This window comes from Pseudomonas sp. WS 5079 (assembly GCF_012985465.1).
In the GTDB taxonomy this organism is placed as follows: Bacteria; Pseudomonadota; Gammaproteobacteria; order Pseudomonadales; family Pseudomonadaceae; genus Aquipseudomonas.
The window spans coordinates 146,420-164,951 of record NZ_JAAQWN010000003.1; the positions used below are offsets into that span (position 1 = coordinate 146,420).

Annotated in this window: 17 protein-coding genes; 6 read left to right on the forward strand and 11 right to left on the reverse strand. The window is 61.9% G+C overall.

Annotated elements, in window-relative coordinates; all coding sequences use genetic code 11:
• The first annotated feature begins 118 nt into the window (after positions 1-118).
• The 3 genes from HBO05_RS09440 (at position 119) to HBO05_RS09450 (ending at position 3,949) form a co-directional block, all read left to right on the forward strand.
• The gene (locus HBO05_RS09440) at positions 119-1,294 is read left to right on the forward strand and encodes a tetratricopeptide repeat protein (protein ID WP_169953890.1); all 1,176 of its coding nucleotides are present in this window, start codon (positions 119-121) and stop codon (positions 1,292-1,294) included.
• Between the two features lie 262 nt (positions 1,295-1,556).
• A complete protein-coding gene (locus tag HBO05_RS09445; RefSeq protein WP_172312450.1) occupies positions 1,557-3,494 on the forward strand; it encodes an ATP-dependent DNA helicase RecQ in 1,938 nt (645 codons plus the stop codon).
• Between the two features lie 23 nt (positions 3,495-3,517).
• The gene (locus HBO05_RS09450; protein WP_170058168.1) at positions 3,518-3,949 is read left to right on the forward strand and encodes a thioesterase family protein; all 432 of its coding nucleotides are present in this window, start codon (positions 3,518-3,520) and stop codon (positions 3,947-3,949) included.
• 134 nt (positions 3,950-4,083) lie between these two features.
• Here HBO05_RS09450 and HBO05_RS09455 read toward each other — a convergent pair whose 3' ends face one another.
• The 4 genes from HBO05_RS09455 to HBO05_RS09470 form a co-directional block, all read right to left on the reverse strand.
• Positions 4,084-4,563: a glycine zipper domain-containing protein gene (locus HBO05_RS09455; protein WP_169953887.1), complete on the reverse strand. Its 480-nt coding sequence runs from the start codon at positions 4,561-4,563 to the stop codon at positions 4,084-4,086.
• 223 nt (positions 4,564-4,786) lie between these two features.
• Entirely contained in the window at positions 4,787-7,135 is a 2,349-nt protein-coding gene (locus HBO05_RS09460) for an FdhF/YdeP family oxidoreductase (protein ID WP_169953886.1), read from the reverse strand.
• Complete coding sequence (gene fdhD, locus HBO05_RS09465; protein ID WP_169953885.1) at positions 7,132-7,971, reverse strand: formate dehydrogenase accessory sulfurtransferase FdhD; 840 nt, start codon at positions 7,969-7,971, stop codon at positions 7,132-7,134. The genes HBO05_RS09460 and fdhD overlap by 4 nt, the downstream gene beginning before the upstream one ends.
• A 115-nt stretch (positions 7,972-8,086) precedes the next feature.
• Positions 8,087-8,956, reverse strand: a complete 870-nt coding sequence (locus HBO05_RS09470; protein WP_170058166.1) for a LysR family transcriptional regulator — start codon at positions 8,954-8,956, stop codon at positions 8,087-8,089.
• Positions 8,957-9,090: 134 nt separating this feature from the next.
• Here HBO05_RS09470 and lysM point away from each other — a divergent pair, with 134 nt between their 5' ends.
• Positions 9,091-9,531 carry a peptidoglycan-binding protein LysM gene (gene lysM / locus HBO05_RS09475; protein WP_170042345.1) on the forward strand — a complete coding sequence of 147 codons (441 nt, stop codon included), beginning with the start codon at positions 9,091-9,093 and terminating at the stop codon, positions 9,529-9,531.
• Positions 9,532-9,658: 127 nt separating this feature from the next.
• Here the strand turns inward: lysM and yrfG are convergent, their stop codons facing one another.
• Positions 9,659-10,321, reverse strand: coding sequence for a GMP/IMP nucleotidase (gene yrfG / locus HBO05_RS09480; RefSeq protein WP_169953882.1), 663 nt, complete (start codon positions 10,319-10,321; stop codon positions 9,659-9,661).
• Between the two features lie 91 nt (positions 10,322-10,412).
• On the opposite strand from yrfG, the gene nudE reads away from it, so the two are divergent.
• Positions 10,413-10,979 (forward strand): ADP compounds hydrolase NudE, encoded by a 567-nt coding sequence (nudE, locus tag HBO05_RS09485; RefSeq protein ID WP_169953881.1) that lies wholly within the window; start codon positions 10,413-10,415, stop codon positions 10,977-10,979.
• Positions 10,976-11,812: a 3'(2'),5'-bisphosphate nucleotidase CysQ gene (cysQ, locus tag HBO05_RS09490; protein WP_170042348.1), complete on the forward strand. Its 837-nt coding sequence runs from the start codon at positions 10,976-10,978 to the stop codon at positions 11,810-11,812. The genes nudE and cysQ overlap by 4 nt, the downstream gene beginning before the upstream one ends.
• Positions 11,813-11,972: 160 nt before the next feature.
• Here cysQ and HBO05_RS09495 read toward each other — a convergent pair whose 3' ends face one another.
• The 6 genes from HBO05_RS09495 to rfbB are packed head-to-tail and all read right to left on the reverse strand — an operon-like array spanning position 11,973 to position 18,519.
• The gene (locus HBO05_RS09495; protein WP_169953879.1) at positions 11,973-12,428 is read right to left on the reverse strand and encodes a thioesterase domain-containing protein; all 456 of its coding nucleotides are present in this window, start codon (positions 12,426-12,428) and stop codon (positions 11,973-11,975) included.
• Between the two features lie 26 nt (positions 12,429-12,454).
• Entirely contained in the window at positions 12,455-13,837 is a 1,383-nt protein-coding gene (locus HBO05_RS09500) for a sigma-54 dependent transcriptional regulator (RefSeq protein ID WP_169953878.1), read from the reverse strand.
• Complete coding sequence (locus HBO05_RS09505; RefSeq protein WP_169953877.1) at positions 13,834-15,642, reverse strand: ATP-binding protein; 1,809 nt, start codon at positions 15,640-15,642, stop codon at positions 13,834-13,836. The genes HBO05_RS09500 and HBO05_RS09505 overlap by 4 nt, the downstream gene beginning before the upstream one ends.
• A 35-nt stretch (positions 15,643-15,677) precedes the next feature.
• Positions 15,678-16,568 carry a dTDP-4-dehydrorhamnose reductase gene (gene rfbD / locus HBO05_RS09510; protein ID WP_172312452.1) on the reverse strand — a complete coding sequence of 297 codons (891 nt, stop codon included), beginning with the start codon at positions 16,566-16,568 and terminating at the stop codon, positions 15,678-15,680.
• Positions 16,565-17,440, reverse strand: a complete 876-nt coding sequence (gene rfbA, locus HBO05_RS09515) for a glucose-1-phosphate thymidylyltransferase RfbA (RefSeq protein WP_169953875.1) — start codon at positions 17,438-17,440, stop codon at positions 16,565-16,567. Before rfbA ends, rfbD begins: the two co-directional genes overlap by 4 nt.
• The gene (gene rfbB / locus HBO05_RS09520) at positions 17,437-18,519 is read right to left on the reverse strand and encodes a dTDP-glucose 4,6-dehydratase (RefSeq protein ID WP_172312454.1); all 1,083 of its coding nucleotides are present in this window, start codon (positions 18,517-18,519) and stop codon (positions 17,437-17,439) included. The genes rfbA and rfbB overlap by 4 nt, the downstream gene beginning before the upstream one ends.
• Positions 18,520-18,532: the final 13 nt, after the last annotated feature.

Here is an 18,532-nt window from a genome sequence, read left to right on the forward strand (position 1 = left end):
TGGGATAAAAACCACGTCACATTCTGTATAAAATCCCGGCAAAACCCCTGAATTCAGCGTATGTTTCACCGCAAAATCTTGTAGGGCGATTCCGCCCACTACTTAAAGGGAGTTAAGCATGGGTTTGCTTCGTGTCGCCTCGGCGATGTCATTGTGTGCGGTGGCGTTTTCGGTCCAGGCCGAGCAGTTGCCGATCGAGGTGCTCAGTGCGGTGGTCAAGGACCAGAAAATCGCCGACGCCGAAGTCTTGTTGCAACGCAACGGCGCACAGAATGTGGTGGGGCGCACCAATGCCCAGGGCCAAGTCACTCTCACCAGCGAAGTTGCCGATGGTGCCGACAACCTGCTGATCATCAAGAAGCCCGGCTACTCCAACCTGGTGGTCAAGTGCCCGTGCAAAGGCATGACCTATGCCATCAGCCCGGTGATGGAAAACCTCGACGGCCTGCGTGTGGTGCTGACCTGGGGGCAATCGCCTTCGGACCTCGACTCCCACATGATCTTCCCCGGCAACAACATCTACTTCAACAGCAAGACCGGCACCGATGCCGAGCTGGATGTGGATGACACCGACAGCTACGGCCCGGAAACCATCACCCTGCAGAAAAAACACTACGGCGAAAGCTACGTGTACGCCGTGCATGACTTCTCCAACCGCACCGATACCGGTTCCACGGCGCTGTCCGAAAGCCAGGCCAAGGTGTTTGTGTACATGGGCCAGTCCCTGGTCCGCACTTACTACGTGCCGACCAATCGCACCGGTAACTTGTGGACCGTGTTCCGCATGACCGGCAGCGGTGACTTCCAGGACATCAATACCTTCACCGGCGTGCTGGTCGAGGCCAAGGATGTGCTCAACGAAGTCAAACCCCTGCTCAACGACAGCGTTGCCGTGGATGCCGTGGTGGTCAGTTCAGCGGTACAGGGTGATGCGAAAAAGCTGAACCTCAAAGGCGAAGCGGCCTACCAGGCCGGTAACCTGGACCAGGCGATCGACTACTTCCGCCAGGCAATCGAGCTGGATAATTCCTTCGGTAAAGCCTACGGCAATCTCGGCCTGGCCTATCAGAAAGCCGGAAACACCGCCGAGTCGATCTGGGCCAACCGCAAGGCGATTGCCCTGGCCAGCGGCCCGACAGCCGCCACCGTGCGTGCCGGGTCCTACTACAACATCGCGCGGATCTACGAAGCGGCCGGGCAGTTTGCCGATGCGTTGCGTCACTACCAATTGGCCAAGGAACAGAAGGCCAACCCGGTGTATGACAAAGCCATTGAGCGTGTGCAAAACCGCTGATCGAGCGGTAGCAAAGGTCTGAAAATGTGGGAGCGGGCTTGCCCGCGATAGCGGTGTAACAGTCAACAGAGGTATCGACTGGGGCACCGCCATCGCGGGCAAGCCCGCTCCCACATGTGTTTTGCGGTGTTCTATAGATTGTCGGTTCACCCTCGCAGCCTGTGTATCATCCTGTCTCTCTTTTCCTCGCGACCTTTTTCGATCCGCTGAAAATACCGGGCTATGTTTTAGGCCTGTTCAGCGGTCAATGGAGTGACAGCTCATGCACGACACCCTCCAACAGGTCTTTGGTTATCCACAGTTTCGTCCTGGCCAGGAGGCGGCTGTCAGCGCCGTGCTGGCCGGTCGTTCGGCGGCGGCGATCTTTCCCACAGGTTCCGGCAAATCCCTCTGTTACCAGCTCTCAGCCGTGCTGCTGCCGCACCTGACACTGGTGGTGTCGCCACTGTTGGCGTTGATGCAGGACCAACTGGGCTTTTTGCAGCGTCATGGTATTTCGGCCGGCAGCATCGATTCGACGCAAAGTCGTGATCAGGCCAATGACGTAATGGCCCGCGCTCGCTCCGGCGAGCTGAAGATCCTGATGATTTCCGTAGAACGCCTGAAGAACGAGCGCTTTCGCAACTTTTTGCAAAGCGTTTCGATTTCATTATTGGTGGTGGATGAGGCGCACTGTATTTCCGAATGGGGCCATAATTTCCGCCCGGACTACCTCAAGCTCCCCGACTACCAGCGCCAGTTCAAGATTCCCCAGGCGCTGCTGTTGACCGCCACCGCCACACCCAAGGTGATTGCGGACATGCAGGCCAAGTTCGCCATCGCCCCCGCAGACGTGATCACCACCGGTTTCTATCGACCCAACCTCAACCTGCTGGTGGAACCGGTCAGCGGCGCAGACAAACGCCGGCGCCTGGTGGAGTGGATGGGCGAGCGGGCCAACCAGCCGAGCATCGTCTACGTCACTTTGCAGAAAACCGCCGAGCAGATCGCCGAGCATCTGAATCGCCATGGCATCCAGGCCGAGGCCTATCACGCAGGTTTGCCCCACGATAAGCGCGAGGGCATCCAGCATCGGTTCATGGGCGGCCAGTCCAATTGCATCGTCGCCACCATTGCCTTTGGCATGGGTATCGACAAGAGCGATATCCGCAACGTTGTGCATTTCGACCTGCCCAAATCCATCGAGAACTACAGCCAGGAAATCGGCCGGGCCGGGCGCGATGGCCAGCCTTCCGAGTGCCTGGTGCTGGCCAACCGCGACAGCCTTAATGTGCTGGAGAACTTTGTGTACGGCGATACGCCGGAGCAGGAAGGCATTCGGTTGGTGCTGGAAGAACTGCTGGCGGCCGCTGATGACGGGCAATGGGAGTTTCTGCTGAGGTCATTGGCAGAGCTGAGCAACATCCGCGAGCTACCCCTCAAGACCTTGCTGGTGCAATTGGAACTCAAGGGGGTCATTGCACCGCGCTATGCGTTTTATGCCGAGTATCGCTTCAAGTACCTGGTGGAGCCGGAGGTGTTGCTGGCGCGTTTTTCCGGGGAGCGGCAGCAGTTTGTCGCCGCGATCATCCATGTGTGCAAACGGGCCAGGAGCTGGGCCACCGTGGATTTCGACGCGCTTTATCAACAGCACCAGGCCGAGCGTGGCCGGGTGGTCAAGGCGCTGGACTATTTCCAGGAACAGGGCCTGATCGAGTTGGAAAGCAAGCAGATGACCGAAGTCTACAGCCTGCTCGATAGCGGGTTTGACCCCCAGGCCTTGAGCGAAGAGTTATACACAGGCTTCAAGCAGCACGAAGCCACGGAAGTGGCGCGCATCCATGGGATGCTGGCGTTGTTTGCCAGCGAACGCTGCCTGGGCTATCGGTTGGCGGAGTACTTTGGCGATGCCGAGGCGCCGCGCCAGTGCGGGCATTGTTCGGTGTGTCATGGCCAAGTCGCCCATCTGCCGGCACCACCGGGGCTGGCACCGCTTGTGGATAAAAATTTCCAGGGGCTGTGCGGGGATTTTATCCACAGGCATCATCAGCACACCGGCAGCCTGCCAGGGGCGGAACGCCTGACGCGGTTTCTATGCGGGATCAGCGTGCCGCTGTTTACCAAGCTCAAGGCCCGGGGGATTCCAGGATCTGGCGTGCTGGAAGAATATCCGTATGCCCAGGTGCGGGATTGGGCCGAGACCCATCTGAGCGACCTGTAAATTCACTTCAGCGAGACTTGTCCATGCCTGACTCAATGCCGCAGCGTGCCGATTACCGTCACTTCCAACCGATCATTACGCGCTGGCACGACAATGACGTGTATGGGCATGTGAATAACGTCACCTACTACAGCTTTTTCGACACGGCGGTGAACACCTACCTGATCGAACAGGGCGGGCTGGATATCCATGACGGCGAAGTGGTGGGGTTTGTGGTGAGTTCGGCGTGCGACTACTTTGCCTCGATTGCCTTTCCCGACCGTATCGATATCGGCCTGCGGGTGGGCAAGTTGGGCAACAGTTCAGTGCAGTACGAGTTGGCGGTGTTCAAGGCCGGCGAGGATGAGGCCTGTGCGGCGGGGCGGTTTGTGCATGTGTTTGTGGACCGGGCGACGAACCAGCCGGTGACGATTCCACAGGTACTGCGCGAAGCACTGCAACACCTGGCGGTCTGACTGCGGCCTGCGAAACAATGAAGAACTAATGTGGGAGCCGGGCTTGCCCGCGATAGCGCAGTGTCAGGCCACCTATTGGTTGCTGGCATTGCGCTATCGCCGGCAAGCCAGCTCCCACATTGAGTTTGCTGTGTTCACCGGTGACGGTAGTGATGCTTGTTCTTGCGATGGCCATAAGCATGCCCACGGCCACGATGATCATCACGGTCATAGCGACGGTTATCACGCCCGCGATCGCGGCGGTCGTCGTCATCGCTCTTGTTGCCCATATAGTTACCCAGTGCGCCGCCGGCGCCACCGCCTGCTGCTGCGCCGATCAAGCTGCCGGTGCTACCGCCGACACTGCGCCCGACCACGTTGCCGCCCGCTGCGCCCAGTGCACCGCCAATGGCTGCTTCGCCACGGCTGCGTTTGTCTGCGCCTACTGCGCTACCGCCAGCGCCGCCCAGGGCTGCACCAATGGCCGAACCGGTATTGCCGCCGATCTGCTGGCCGACGACAGAACCTAAAACCCCGCCCAATGCGCCGCCTACACCGGCTTCGGTGGTGCCACCGGCCATGGCTGCGCCACTGACCAGGCCAAGGGACAACAAGAGAATCGAGGAGAACTTCATAGGTGAACCTCAAGGGGATGACGGCGCGATCCTGAGGTTGTCGGAATATTCTTACAATCGAATTCCGACCAGTGGTGCAGGTTGTATACAATTAGCTAAGTTACTGTTTTATCTAGGGAACTTAAGTCGTTTTTGCCGGTCTTTAGTTACTTCGCAACGGCCGCTTTTATACAAAAGCGGCCTTTTTTGTGCCCGTGAAGATCGTTCCCAGCCATGGAGACGATCAGGCAGTTCGGGCCATGATCAAACCCTTGTCGCTGGCCGCTTCCAGGCGAATCGCCACGAACTTGGAGGTAGGCGTATGGCTACCATCCCCGGTGCTTTCCAACGGCACCAGCGGGTTGACCTCCGGGTAATAGGCCGCTGCCTGCCCCGCCGGAATATCGAACGCCAGCAAGGTAAAACCCTTGACCCGGCGTTCACGGCCATCATCCCAGATCGACACGATATCGGCCTTCTGCCCCGGCTTGAAGCCCAGGCGGATGATGTCGGCTTCGTTGACGAACAGCACGTCGCGCTGGCCCTTGACCCCACGATAACGGTCATCCAGGCCGTAGATGGTGGTGTTGTACTGATCGTGGGAACGCATGGATTGCATGATCAGGTCGGGCAACTGGCCAGTGGCACGGGTGCGTTCATGCACCAGGTCCTTGGGCAGGATGTTGGCGCGGAAATTCGCCCGGCCTGACGGGGTATTCCAGCGGCGGGCGCCGGCGCTGTTGCCCAGGTAGAAACCGCCTGGGTGCTGCACACGCTCGTTGAAGTCCTTGAAGCCGGGGATGGTGTCGGCGATCAAGTCGCGGATGCGGCGGTAATCGGCCACCAGCCAGTTCCAGTCCACCGGCTTGCTACCCAGGGTGGCGGCGGCGATGCCGGCGAGAATGGCCGGTTCCGACTTCATCAGTTTCGACAGCGGCTGCAACTGGCCATTGGAGGCATGCACCATGCTGAACGAGTCTTCTACCGTCACCGCTTGAGGGCCATCGGCCTGGATATCGATGTCGGTGCGGCCCAGGCACGGCAGGATCAAGGCCTGCTTGCCGTGGGCCAGGTGGCTGCGATTGAGCTTGGTGCTGATCTGCACCGTCAGGTCGCAGTTGCTCAAGGCCTGGAAGGTGCGAGGGCTGTCGGGCGTCGCTTGGGCGAAGTTGCCACCCAGGCCGATAAACACCTTGGCGCGGCCTTCGAGCATGGCGTGGATCGCTTCGACCACGTTATGCCCGTTGTCCCGGGGTACCTTGAACTGGAAGCGACGCTCCAGGGCATCCAGGAAGGCCACGGGTGGCCGTTCGTTGATCCCCATGGTGCGGTCGCCCTGCACGTTACTGTGGCCACGCACCGGACACAGGCCGGCACCGGGGCGGCCAATGTTGCCGCGCAGCAGCATAAGGTTGGCGATTTCCTGGATGGTCGGCACCGAGTGCCGATGCTGGGTGATGCCCATCGCCCAGCACATGATCACGTTCTTGCCTTTGGCGTACATGCGCGCCGCTTGCTCGATCTCCACCAGGCTCAGGCCGGATTGCTCGACGATTTCATCCCAGGAGGTGTCGTCGATCTTGGCCAGGTAATCCAGCACATTGATCGTGTGTTCATTGAGGAAGTCGTGGTCGAACACTGCCTCCTTGCCTTCGGCCTGGGCCTGGCGCTCCCACAGCAGCAGGAACTTGGCCATGCCGCGCAGGATCGCCATGTCGCCACCCAGCGCCGGGCGGAAATACGCGGTGTTGGTCGGTTTGTCGCCGTTGGTGAGCATTTCCAGCGGGTGCTGCGGGTGCTGGAAACGTTCCAGGCCACGCTCCTTGAGCGGGTTGATACACACCACCTGGGCGCCGCGCTTCACCGCTTCGCGCAGCGGTTCGAGCATGCGCGGGTGGTTGGTGCCGGGGTTCTGGCCCCAGACGAAAATCGCGTCGGCGTGCTCGAAATCATCAAACGTCACAGTGCCTTTGCCGACACCTACGCTTTGCGCCAGGGCCACGCCGCTGGCTTCGTGGCACATGTTCGAGCAGTCCGGGAAGTTGTTGGTGCCGTAGGCGCGCACGAACAACTGATACAGGTACGCCGCTTCATTGCTGGCCCGGCCCGAGGTATAGAACTCGGCCATGTCCGGGCTTGGCAGGGCTCGCAGGTGCTGGCCGATCAGGTCGAAGGCCGACTCCCAACTGATGGGTTTGTAGCGGTCGGTCTGGGCGTCATAGCTCATCGGCTCGGTCAGGCGGCCCTGGTATTCCAGCCAATAGTCGCTCTGCTCCAGCAGTGCGCTGACACTGTGTTTGGCGAAGAACGCCGCATCTACCCGGCGCTTGGTGGCTTCCCAGTTGACCGCCTTGGCGCCGTTCTCGCAGAACTTGACCATGCCGCTTTCCGGCGAGTCACCCCAGGCGCAACCTGGGCAGTCGAAGCCGCCGTTCTGGTTGGTCTTGAGCATCATGCGGATATTTTTCAGCGCGTTATCGCTGGTCAGCCACGCCTGCGCCACGCTGATCAGCGCGCCCCAGCCGCCAGCCGGGCCTTTATAGGGCTTGTAGCGCGGGGTCGGGGTTTGGTCGGCTTGGTGATGATTGCTCATGGCTGGTACTCCATCGCAGGGCTGTAGACCCGCGGCGCGCTTTTTTGCGGCAGGTGGATGAGATTGAGGTTATGCCGGCGCGCCCATTGCAGGGCCAGGCCGGTGGGCGATGACAGGCTGACCAGGGTCTGGATGCCTGCGCGCAGGACTTTCTGGATCAATTCGAGACTGCAACGGCTGGTGACAATTGCCACGCCGCCTGCGGTCGGGATGCGCTGGCGGACCAGGGCGCCGATCAGTTTGTCGAGGGCGTTATGGCGGCCGATATCTTCGCGGCCCAGCAGCAGTTCGCCCTGGTTATCCATGAACACCGCCGCATGCACCGCGCCGCTGTACTGGCCCAGCGGCTGAAAGGCACTGATGCGCTGGCGCAAGCCCTCCAGCCAGGCAGCAGGCGGCAGCGGTGCGCCCGACAGCACCTGAAGGTCCGGCAGCGCCTGCTCCAGGGCTTGCACGCCACACAGGCCGCAGCCGCTGGTGCCGGCCAGTTGCCGGCGCTGTTGCTTGAGGTTCCAGAAGGCGCGGCTGCAGATCTGCACCTGGGCGTACTGGGCCGAGCCTGCACCGCTCAGTTGCAGGTCATAGATATCGCTGATGTCGCTGATGATGCCGCTGCCCAGGCTGAAGCCGACGATAAAGTCTTCAAGATCGGTGGGCGTCACCAGCATTACCGCCTGGTTGATGTCGTTATAGGCAATCGCCAACGCGACTTCCTCGGCCAGCGCGGTGCTGGCCGATTCCGTATGGTCGAGGTTGCAGTATTGATAACTCTGGCTGGCGGCAGGCGCGGGCGTTGTCAGGGCGGGCGCCGCGCATGCTGGGCGCTGGGCGTTCATCAAGTCTAGTCACCGGCGAAGTGTTCAGAGTGAAGACTAGGCGCGACAAAGGGTCGCGTCTAATCGTCAGTACTGATCTACCGATAGATGACGTCGATCAAGGCTTTGCCAGCGATTACTGATAAAGCGCGAAACACGCCTCGGCCAACGCCGAGCGCGGCGCGCTGCGGCGCATGATCAGCCCCAGCTTGGCCAGGGTTTGCGCGTTTTCGATGGGTTGCAGGCGCAGGTGTTCGGTCAGCGCGTCGAGGCCGCCATCCAGCGGCATCACCGCACAACACAGGCCGCCGTGCACGGCCTGCAGCAACTGATGGACGGCATCGGTTTGCAGCAGAGGTCGCGGCGTCAGGCCCCGGCTGTGGAAGTTATGGTCGATGGACTGGCGAAAGTGCATGCCACTGGTGAGCATGCCCAGGGGCAGTTCGATCAGCGCCTCCCAGCTCAGGGGCTTTTCGCCGAAGCTGAAGAAGCGTTGGTCGTACAGCAGGCCCATGCGGGTTTCTTCCAGGGCCAGGGAGTCAAAGCGCTCGGCGTCCAGGCGCTCGAGGTAGGACACGCCCAGGTCCAACCGATTGCTCGCCAGTTGTTCGAGGATTTGTTCGGAACTCAACGCTGATAACTCAAATCGCAGGCTGGGGTGTTGCTTGTGCAGTTGTTGCATCAAGGCCAGCGGATCAAAGCTCGACAGCGGCACCACGCCCAGGCGCAGTGTCCCCACCAGGTTGCCCCGGCAGGCGGCGGCTTCGGCCTGCAGGCCGTCGTAGGCTGCCAGCACCGTCCGCGCCCAGGCCAGCACCCGCTCGCCGGGGGCGGTAAAGCCCTCGAAACGCTGGCCGCGGTTGACCAGCGGCAGCTCCAGCTCTTCTTCCAGGCTGCGCAGGCGCATCGACAGGGTCGGCTGGGTAATGTGGCAGCGCGCGGCTGCCTGGCCGAAGTGACGGGTTTCGTCGAGGGCGATGAGGAATTTCAGCTGTTTGATGTCCATCTTCGCTCCGGGGCTCTTATTCCAATAGCGGGGGGATTCTAGCGCGTTTGCGTCATTGGTCGGGCTGGAACCAAGGTCTGTAAGACTGGTCTAGTCTTTGGCATCTGGAAACCTAATCCCAAGGAGAGCGCACTATGAGTCTTTTTAGCTTTATCAAAGAAGCCGGCGAGAAAATCGTTGATCTGTTGACGCCGGGTAATGCGAACGCGAGTGAACAGTTGAAGGATCACGTTGCCAAGGTCGGCCTGGGTAACCCGAATGTGCAGACCACGGTGGATGGCGACAAGGTGACGGTGACCGGTGAAGTCGCCACCCAGGAGGAGAAAGAGAAGATTCTGCTGGCGCTGGGCAATATTGCTGGCGTGGCTACCGTGGAAGATAAAATCACCGTGTCGGGCCCTGTTGTTGCGGCTGCCCGCTTTGTCGTGGTGAAAAAGGGCGACACTTTGAGCGCGATCGCCAAAATTGAGTACGGCGACGCCAACAAGTACAACAAAATCTTCGAGGCCAACAAGCCGCTGTTGTCGCACCCGGACAAAATCTACCCAGGGCAGACGCTGCGTATTCCTGAGTAATACCCAAGGCAACTAAATAATGTGGGAGCGGGCTTGCCCGCGATTGCGGTGTGTCAGTCAGCAGATCTAGCTCTGACCCACCGCAATCGCGGGCAAGCCCGCTCCCACAGGGGTGTTACATATAGTTTTAGAGCCCGACAATCAATTCCCGGTAATCCCCGACCGCATCGAACTCCGCCGTATCCTTGGGCCCTTTGCGGCTGTCCGGCTGTTTGACCGCCAGCAAATGCCCCACCCCGAAATCCCGCGCACTGCGCAGAATCGGCAAGGTGTCGTCGATAAACAGGCTGCGCGCCGGGTCAAAATCGATATCCGCTTGCAGGGCGTCCCAGAACTGCGGGTTTTCCTTGGCAAAACCATAGTCGTGGGAGCTGATCAGCCGCTCGAAATACGGCGCCAGCTCAATGCGTTCCAGCTTCAGCGACAGCGAGTCGCGGTGGGCGTTGGTGATCAGGATCACGCGCTTGCCAGCCTGTTTGATCGCCGCCAGAAAGGTATCGGCGTCCGGTCGCAGGGCGATCAGGTGGGCGGTTTCCAGCTTGAGTTCGCGCACCGGGATCTGCAGTTCGGCGCTCCAGAAATCCAGGCAATACCATTGCAACTGGCCAGCGTTACGCTCGAACAGCGGCTGCAACTCCATCTCGGCCATGGCCTGGCTCACCCCGTGCAGTTCGGCATAGCGCCGGGGCAGGTGTTCCATCCAGAAGTGGTTGTCGAAATGCAGGTCGAGCAAGGTGCCGTCCATGTCCAGCAAGACGGTATCGATATCAGACCAGGGCAGTGGCGGCATGGTGGGCTCTCAAGCAGGTAAGTAAATACATCCGACACAGACAATCGGAAAAGCCACGGTATAGTAACCCGATCACGCCAAGGAGCCCTTTATGCGCCAGAAACCCACCGTCCTCGCCCGCGAAATTGTCGCCAGTAGTCGTTTGTTCCGCGTGGAGCAAGTGCAGTTGCGCTTTTCCAATGGCGTTGAACGGACCTACGAGCGCCTGGTGGGCCGGGGTGCAGGGTATGGCGCGGTGATGATCGTGGCGATGATCGACGCTGACCACGCGCTGCTGGTGGAGGAATACTGCGGTGGCACGGATGAGTATGAACTGTCCTTGCCCAAGGGCCTGATCGAACCGGGCGAAGATGTGCTGGCGGCGGCAGACCGTGAACTCAAGGAAGAAGCAGGCTACGGCGCACGGCAGTTGGAGCACTTGACCGAGCTGTCCCTGTCCCCCGGCTATATGAGCCAGAAAATCCAGGTGGTGCTGGCCACCGAGCTGTACGAAGAACGCCTGGAGGGCGACGAGCCCGAGCCGATGCGCGTGGACCGGGTCAACCTGCGCGAACTGGCGCAACTGGCGCAGAACCCGCAGTTCAGCGAAGGCCGTGCCCTCGCCGCGCTGTACCTGGTGCGGGACCTGCTGACCCAGCGCGGGGCCTACCAGCCATGAGCGAATTGTTCCTCGGCCACGCCTACATCGCCCCCGTGATTGAACTGGCCCGCCAGGCCGGCGAGGTCATCCTGCCGTATTGGCGCGCCGATGTGGCCGTGACAGCCAAGGCCGATGATTCGCCAGTCACCGCCGCCGACCTGGCCGCCCACCACCTGATTCTCGCCGGCCTCACCGCGCTGGACCCCAGCATCCCGGTGCTGTCGGAAGAAGATGCCGACATTGACCAGAGCGTGCGTGCCCGTTGGCAGCGCTGGTGGCTGGTGGACCCGCTGGATGGCACCAAGGAGTTTATCAGCGGCAGTGAAGAATTCACCGTCAACATCGCCTTGATCGAACAGGGACGGGTGGTGTTCGGCGTGGTGTCGATGCCCACCAGTGGCCGCTGCTACTTCGGCGGCGCGGGCCTTGGGGCGTGGCGCTCGGACGTGAATGCCGCGCCCCGGCCGATCCAGGTGCGCCAGAAGCCAGTCGCAGGCGAAGCGTTCACCGTGGTCGCCAGCCGTCGCCATACCAGCCCCGAACAGGAGCGCTTGCTCGATGGGTTGAGCCAAGGGCTGGGGGAGTTGAAGCTGGCCAATATCGGCAGCTCGTTGAAGTTTTGCCTGTTGGCCGAAGGCAGCGCCGATTGTTATCCGCGCCTGGCGCCGACGTCGCAGTGGGACACCGCTGCGGCCCAGGGCGTGCTGGAAGGTGCGGGCGGCGAAGTGCTGGAATTGAATGGCCAGCCGTTCAGCTACCCGGCGCGCGAGTCGCTGCTGAACCCGTTCTTCCTGGCCTTGCCGGCCAAGGCCGCCTGGCGCGAGCGTTTGCTGGCCCTGGCAAGGTCATAAACCGCCGCGATCAAAAATGTGGGAGCGGGCTTGCTCGCGAAAGCGGTGTATCAGCCAATACAAGTGCTGACTGATACACCGCTTTCGCGAGCAAGCCCGCTCCCACATAAGCCCTGTGCCCACATAAGCCCTGTGCCCACATTGTTTATGTGTTGCAGGTTTAGCGGTGCAACACGTACTGCCCGGTAAACGCCACCGCCTGCTCTTCACTGCCCTCATTCACAATCCACGTCTGCAGGGCCAGCCGTGCCCGGCCATGGCGCCGGTAGGTCGCCAAAAACCGCTTCCACACCTTGTCCTCCGGCGCTTGGCAAATCGCGGTGGCGTCCTGGGTGACAGGCAGCGGATAGCTGATCTGCCCTTCCTGAATCACGATGTGCCCGTCTTCAATCCCTTCCTCGCGCAGTTGTAGGTGCAGCCAGCCCCAGCCGGCCAAGACCGCGCCGCAATACAGGCTGCCGCCAAACATAGTGCTCTTGTGGTTGATATTGGCCTGCAACGGTAAGTGCAGGCGCAATTGCCGGTCCTGCCAGTCGAGCACCTTGAGGCCCATCTCCCGGGTCAGGGGGATGTCATGGTGCAGAATGGATTCCAGGTAACGGCTATCGCGGCTCATGGTGGTCTCTTGGCTGGTGGAAAGGGTCACTCGTCATCGGTGTGAGCGTTGCCGCTGTCGGCAAAGTTCAGCCCATGCTTGCGCAACTTGTCATGCAGGGTCTTGCGCGGCACCCCGAGGGCTTCGGCCAGGCTACGCACGGAGCTGTGGGGGCGACCAAGCTCGGCGGCGATCAGGGCTTTTTCAAAGTGCTCGACTTGCTCGCTCAAGCCCCCGGTAGACATTGGCACACCCGGCGCCGGGCCGTCCGGTGTGCTGTCCAGGGCCAGTTCCAGGCCGAGGGCGAAGCGTTCGGCGACGTTTTGCAACTCCCGCACATTGCCCGGCCAGTTATGGCGCAACAGCATTGCCCGTTGGCCAGGCTGCAACTCATGCAGCGGCAGGCCGTGGCGGCTGCTGGCCTCGTCGGCGAAGTGCTGGAACAGCATCAGGGCATCTTCGCCACGCTCGCGCAGGGGCGGAATGCGCAGCGGCGCAACGTTCAGGCGGTAGTACAAGTCTGCGCGAAAGCGGCCCTGGTCGGCGGACTGGCGCAGGTCTTCCTTGGTCGCGGCGATGATGCGGATATCCAGGGGGATCTGCTGATTGCCACCCAGGCGCTCGACCACGCGCTCCTGCAACAGGCGCAGCAACTTGACCTGTACATCCAGGCTCATGCTTTCGATTTCATCGAGGAACAACGTGCCGCCGTTGGCAAATTCGAACTTGCCGATCCGCCGCTTCTGCGCACCGGTAAAGGCCCCCGGTTCATGGCCGAACAGCTCGCTTTCGACCACGGACTCGGCCAGGGCGCCGGCGTTGATGGCGACAAACGGCCCGGTGCGACGGTTCGACAGGTCGTGCAGAGCGCGTGCCACCACTTCCTTGCCGGCGCCGGTTTCACCAAGGATCAGCACATCGGCGCGGGTCGCCGCCAGCGCGCCAATCTGCTCGCGCAGGCGCAGCATCGGCGCCGATTGCCCCACCAGGCGCGTGCTCAGTTGCTGGCGATCACTCAGGGCCAGGCGCAGGCTGCGGTTGTCCAGCACCAGCCGGCGCAGGGCCAGGGCGCGGCGCACGCTGTCGAGCAGGGCGTCGCTGGCGAAGGGCTTTTCGAGGAAGTCATAGGCGCCGGCGCGCATGGCCTGCACCGCCAGTGGCACATCGCCGTGGCCGGTGATCAGCAGCACCGGCAGCTCCGGGTCCTGGCTGTGAAGTTCAGTGAGCAGCTCCAGGCCGTCCATGCCGGGCATGCGGATGTCGCTGACCACCACCCCCGGCCAGTCCCGCGACAGGCGCGCCGTAAGGCCGGTGGCTTCGCCAAGGGGCAGGACTTTCAGCCCGGCCAGGTCCAGGGTCTGGCACAGGGCCTGACGCAGGTGTGGATCATCGTCGATCAACACCACCTGAATCTGGTTATCGATACTCATACACTGCGGTCCTCGGACGGTTGCAGACTGACGCCGGGGGCGCCGGCGCGCAGTTTCAAGGTTATCAGTGCGCCACCTTCCTTGTGGTTGGCAAACAGCAGTTCACCGCCAAAGGCGCGCATCAGGGTGTCACAGATGGCCAGGCCCAACCCCAGGCCCTGGGTGCGGGTCTTGGTGGTGTAGAAAGGCTCGCCGGCGCGACCCAGGGCTTCCATGCAGAACCCAGGCCCGTTGTCGCGGATGTACAGGTTGACGCCCTGCTCGGTGGATTCGGCACTCAGCCACAGTTTGCGCGGCGGGCCTTTTTCGGTCAGGGCGTCCAGGGCATTGGCCAACAGGTTGCCCAGTACCTGGCGCAGGCGGGTTTCGCCGGCCTCTACCCACAGGGATGCCTCTGGCAAGTCGCGGATCAGTTCCACTTCCATGGCCCGCCGGCGCTTGGCCAGCAATGCCAGCGCGTCGTCCAGGGCCGGTTGCAGGGCCACGCTTTCCGGGGCATGCCGGTCGCGGCGGGCAAAGGCGCGCAAGTGGGCGATGATCGAGGCCATGCGCCCGGTCAATTCGCTGATCAGCTTGAGGTTGCCGCGGGCGTCGTCGGTGCGCTGGTGGTCGAGGAGAATCTCGGCGTTTTCTGCGTAACTGCGGATGGCGGCCAGGGGCTGGTTGAGTTCATGGCTGATACTCGCCGACATGGTGCCCAGCGCCGACAGCTTGCCCGCCTGCACCAGGTCATCCTGGGCGCGCACCAGTTCCTGCTGGGCATTTTCGCGTTCCAGCACTTCCTGGCGCAGGCGGCGGTTGAGGCCTTCGAGGTCGCTGGTCCGTTCGGCCACGCGCATTTCCAGCTCGCGCCGGGCCTTGGCTTCAAAGGCGATGCGCTCCAGGTAATGACGACGGCGCTGCATCATCAGGCCGAGCAGCAGCATCAGCACCAGCAAGGTCGCGCCGCCGACGGCGACCACTGTGCGCACCGGGCGGTCGATCAAGGTGCGCGGGGCAAGGATCTCCACATTCCAGCCGGTTTCGGCAATTTCGGTGGATTGGCGCAGCCAGGCGCTGGAGCTGAAAACCAGCGGCTGCGGATCGCGGGTCGGATAGGGCTGGATCGCGATGATCGCCTGGCGCTCGGCCTCGGTCAGGGGCCGGGTCGCACGAAAACGCCATTGTGGGCGCGAGGTCAGGATCACCACGCCGTTGTGGTCGGTGACCAGCAATTGCTCGGGAGTCTGGCCCCAGAGGCTTTCGGTGTGGTCCAGGTCGACCTTGACCACCAGCACGCCGATCACATGTTCATCTTCACGCACCGCAGCGGCGAAGAAATACCCGCGCTTGGCCGAGGTGGTGCCCAGGCCGAAGAAGCGCCCCAGGCGCCCGGCCATGGCTTCGCTGAAATAAGGTCGAAAGGAAAAGTTGCGGCCGACGAAGCTGTCCTGTTTGTCCCAGTTCGAAGCGGCCAGGGTCTTGCCACGGGTGTCCATCAGGTACATCACTTCCACGCCCGCCTGGGCTGCCACCTCCTTGAGCAACTGGTTGGCCGCGACCAGGTTGGTGCTGACGTGGGGCGCTGCCAGGGCGGTACGCAGGGCCGGCAAGTCGCCAAGGATCTGCGGCAGTACTTCGTAGCGATGCAGTGTGCCCAGCAGGTTGGCGACGTACAGGTCGAGGGTCTGGCGGTTCTGCCCGGCCAGTTCGCTGCGATAGTAGCGCTCGGCCAGATGCTCCAGCGGCCACAGCAACGGCGCCAGGCACAGTGCCAGCAAGGCCAGGCTGCGCCAGCGGGGTCTTCGTGGAAGAGGTGGAGTCATGTAGGTCTGCGCCTGAGGGTACAGGCGCATTATGCCTAGTGCTGCTGTGCAAGACACTCGCGCAATGCTTCGCGCCACTGCGGTTGGCTGACTTGCCATTGTTGTTGCAGGCGGCTGCAATCCAGGCGCGAGTTCAACGGGCGCTTGGCGGGCGTTGGGTAGTCACTGGCGGGAATCCCTTCCAGCTCGGCGCACGCCTTGCCTTCGGCCAGCAGGTGCTCGCCAATGGCCTGGGCAAAGCCGAACCATGAGGTCTCGCCCTGGGCCGTCAGGTGATAGACACCCCAGTCTGCGGCCTGGCCGGCCTGCCAGCGCTCGATCAGGGCACGGGTGCTGTTGGCGATGGTCCCGGCCCAGGTCGGCGCGCCGATCTGGTCGGCGACGATGCGCATCTGCGGCTTTTCCTGGAGCAGGCGCTGCATGGTCAGCAGGAAGTTCTTGCCGTGGCTCGAATACACCCAGCTGGTACGCAGGATCAGGTACTGACCGCCCACCGCCGCAATGGCCTGCTCGCCCGCCAGCTTGCTCTGGCCGTAGACACCCAAGGGGTTGGGCACATCGTCTTCGGTGTAGGGCGCGGGCTTGCTGCCGTCGAACACATAGTCGGTGGAGTAGTGGATCAACGGAATGCCCAGGGCCTTGGCTTCTTCGGCGAGGATGCCGGGCGCCGTGGCATTGATCGCGAAGGCTACATCGGGCTCGTTCTCGGCCTGGTCGACAGCGGTATGCGCCGCCGCGTTGATGATCAGCCCCGGGCGATGGCTGCGTACCTGTTGGCGGATCTGCTCGGGATTGGCCAGGTCGAGCTGGTCGCGACCGAGCACGACCAGTTCACCCAGGCCCTGGAGCCGCTGTTGCAGTGCACGGGAAACCTGGCCGTGCTGGCCGGTGATGAGGATTTTCAACGGTGTCCCGCTCCCAGTCATTTGGTTTCCCCGGCGAGGGTGAACAGGTACTGGCCGTAGCCTGTCTTGCCAAAGTATTTGGCCCGCTCAAGCAAATGGTCGCGATCGATCCAACCGTTCTCGTAGGCGATTTCTTCGAGGCAAGCCACTTTCAGGCCCTGCCGATGCTCAATGGTCTGAACATAGATCGAGGCTTCCAGCAGGCTGTCATGGGTGCCGGTATCGAGCCAGGCAAAACCACGGCCGAAACGCTCGACATGCAGGTCGCCACGCTTGAGGTAGGCATTGTTGACGTCGGTGATTTCAAGTTCGCCGCGTGGCGATGGCTGGACGGCCTTGGCGATCTTGACCACATCGTTGTCATAGAAGTACAGGCCGGTCACGGCATAGCTGGACTTGGGCTTGGCGGGTTTTTCCTCGATGGAAAGGGCGCGGCCTTCACCATCGAAATCAATCACCCCGAAGCGCTCCGGATCCTTGACCCAGTAGCCGAACACTGTGGCGCCGGTTGGGCGTTTGGCAGCGGTGCGCAGTTGCTCGCTGAAGTGTTGGCCGTGGAAAATGTTGTCACCCAGGATCAGGCATACCGGGTCATTGCCGATGAACGCTTCGCCGATCAGGAAGGCTTGCGCCAAGCCGTCTGGCGAAGGCTGCTCTGCGTAGCTGATCTGCACGCCGAACTGGCTGCCGTCGCCCAGCAGGTTGCGGTATTGCGGCAAGTCCACGGGCGTGGAGATCACGAGGATCTCCTTGATCCCGGCGAGCATCAGCACGGAAATCGGGTAGTAGATCATCGGTTTGTCGTACACCGGCAGCAACTGCTTGGAAACCCCCAGGGTAATGGGGTGCAGGCGCGTCCCGGAGCCACCGGCCAGTACGATTCCCTTCATCATGCAATCAGGTCCTTCGCATCGGTGTTGCCGAGGCGCTCGCCCTGATAACTGCCGTCTTGGACCCGGCGGCACCATTGCAGGTTATCGAGGTACCACTGCACGGTCTTGCGCAGGCCGGTCTCGAAGGTTTCTTCCGGGACCCAACCCAGCTCGCGTTCGATCTTGCTGGCATCGATGGCGTAGCGCTGGTCATGGCCTGGACGATCCTTGACGAAGGTGATCAGGTCGCTGAACTGGGCAACGCCGGCCGGACGCTGTGGCGCCAGCTCTTCGAGCAGCGCACAGATACCACGCACCACGTCGATGTTCTTCTGCTCGTTGTGCCCGCCGATGTTGTAGGTCTCGCCTACCACACCTTCGGTGACCACTTTGAGCAGCGCACGGGCGTGGTCTTCGACATACAGCCAGTCGCGCACTTGCAGGCCATCGCCATATACCGGCAGCGGCTTGCCTGCCAAGGCATTGAGGATCACCAGCGGGATCAATTTCTCGGGGAAGTGGAACGGCCCGTAGTTGTTCGAGCAGTTGGTCAGCAGTACCGGCAAGCCATAGGTACGCTGCCAGGCGCGGACCAGGTGGTCGGACGCCGCCTTGCTCGCGGAATAAGGCGAACTTGGCGCGTAAGGCGTGGTTTCGGTGAACAGGTCATCCACGCCATGCAGGTCGCCATACACTTCGTCGGTGGAGATGTGATGGAAGCGGAAGGCGCTCTTGGCCGGCTCTGCCAGCTGTTGCCAGTAGGCACGAGTGGCTTCAAGCAGGCTGTAGGTGCCGACGATGTTGGTCTGGATAAAGTCCGACGGGCCGTCGATGGAGCGGTCGACATGGGACTCGGCCGCCAGGTGCATGATGGCCTGGGGCTGGAAACGCGCCAGCACTGCGCTGACGGTGGCCTGGTCGATGATATCGGCCTGGACGAACTCATAGCGGGTGTTGGTCGCGATGCTGGCCAGCGACTCAAGATTGCCGGCGTAGGTCAGTTTGTCGAGGTTGAGAACTTCATGTTCAGTGTTTTGAATCAAATGGCGGATCAGTGCGGAACCGATAAAACCGGCGCCACCGGTAACAAGAATACGCATGTCGAGAGGCCTT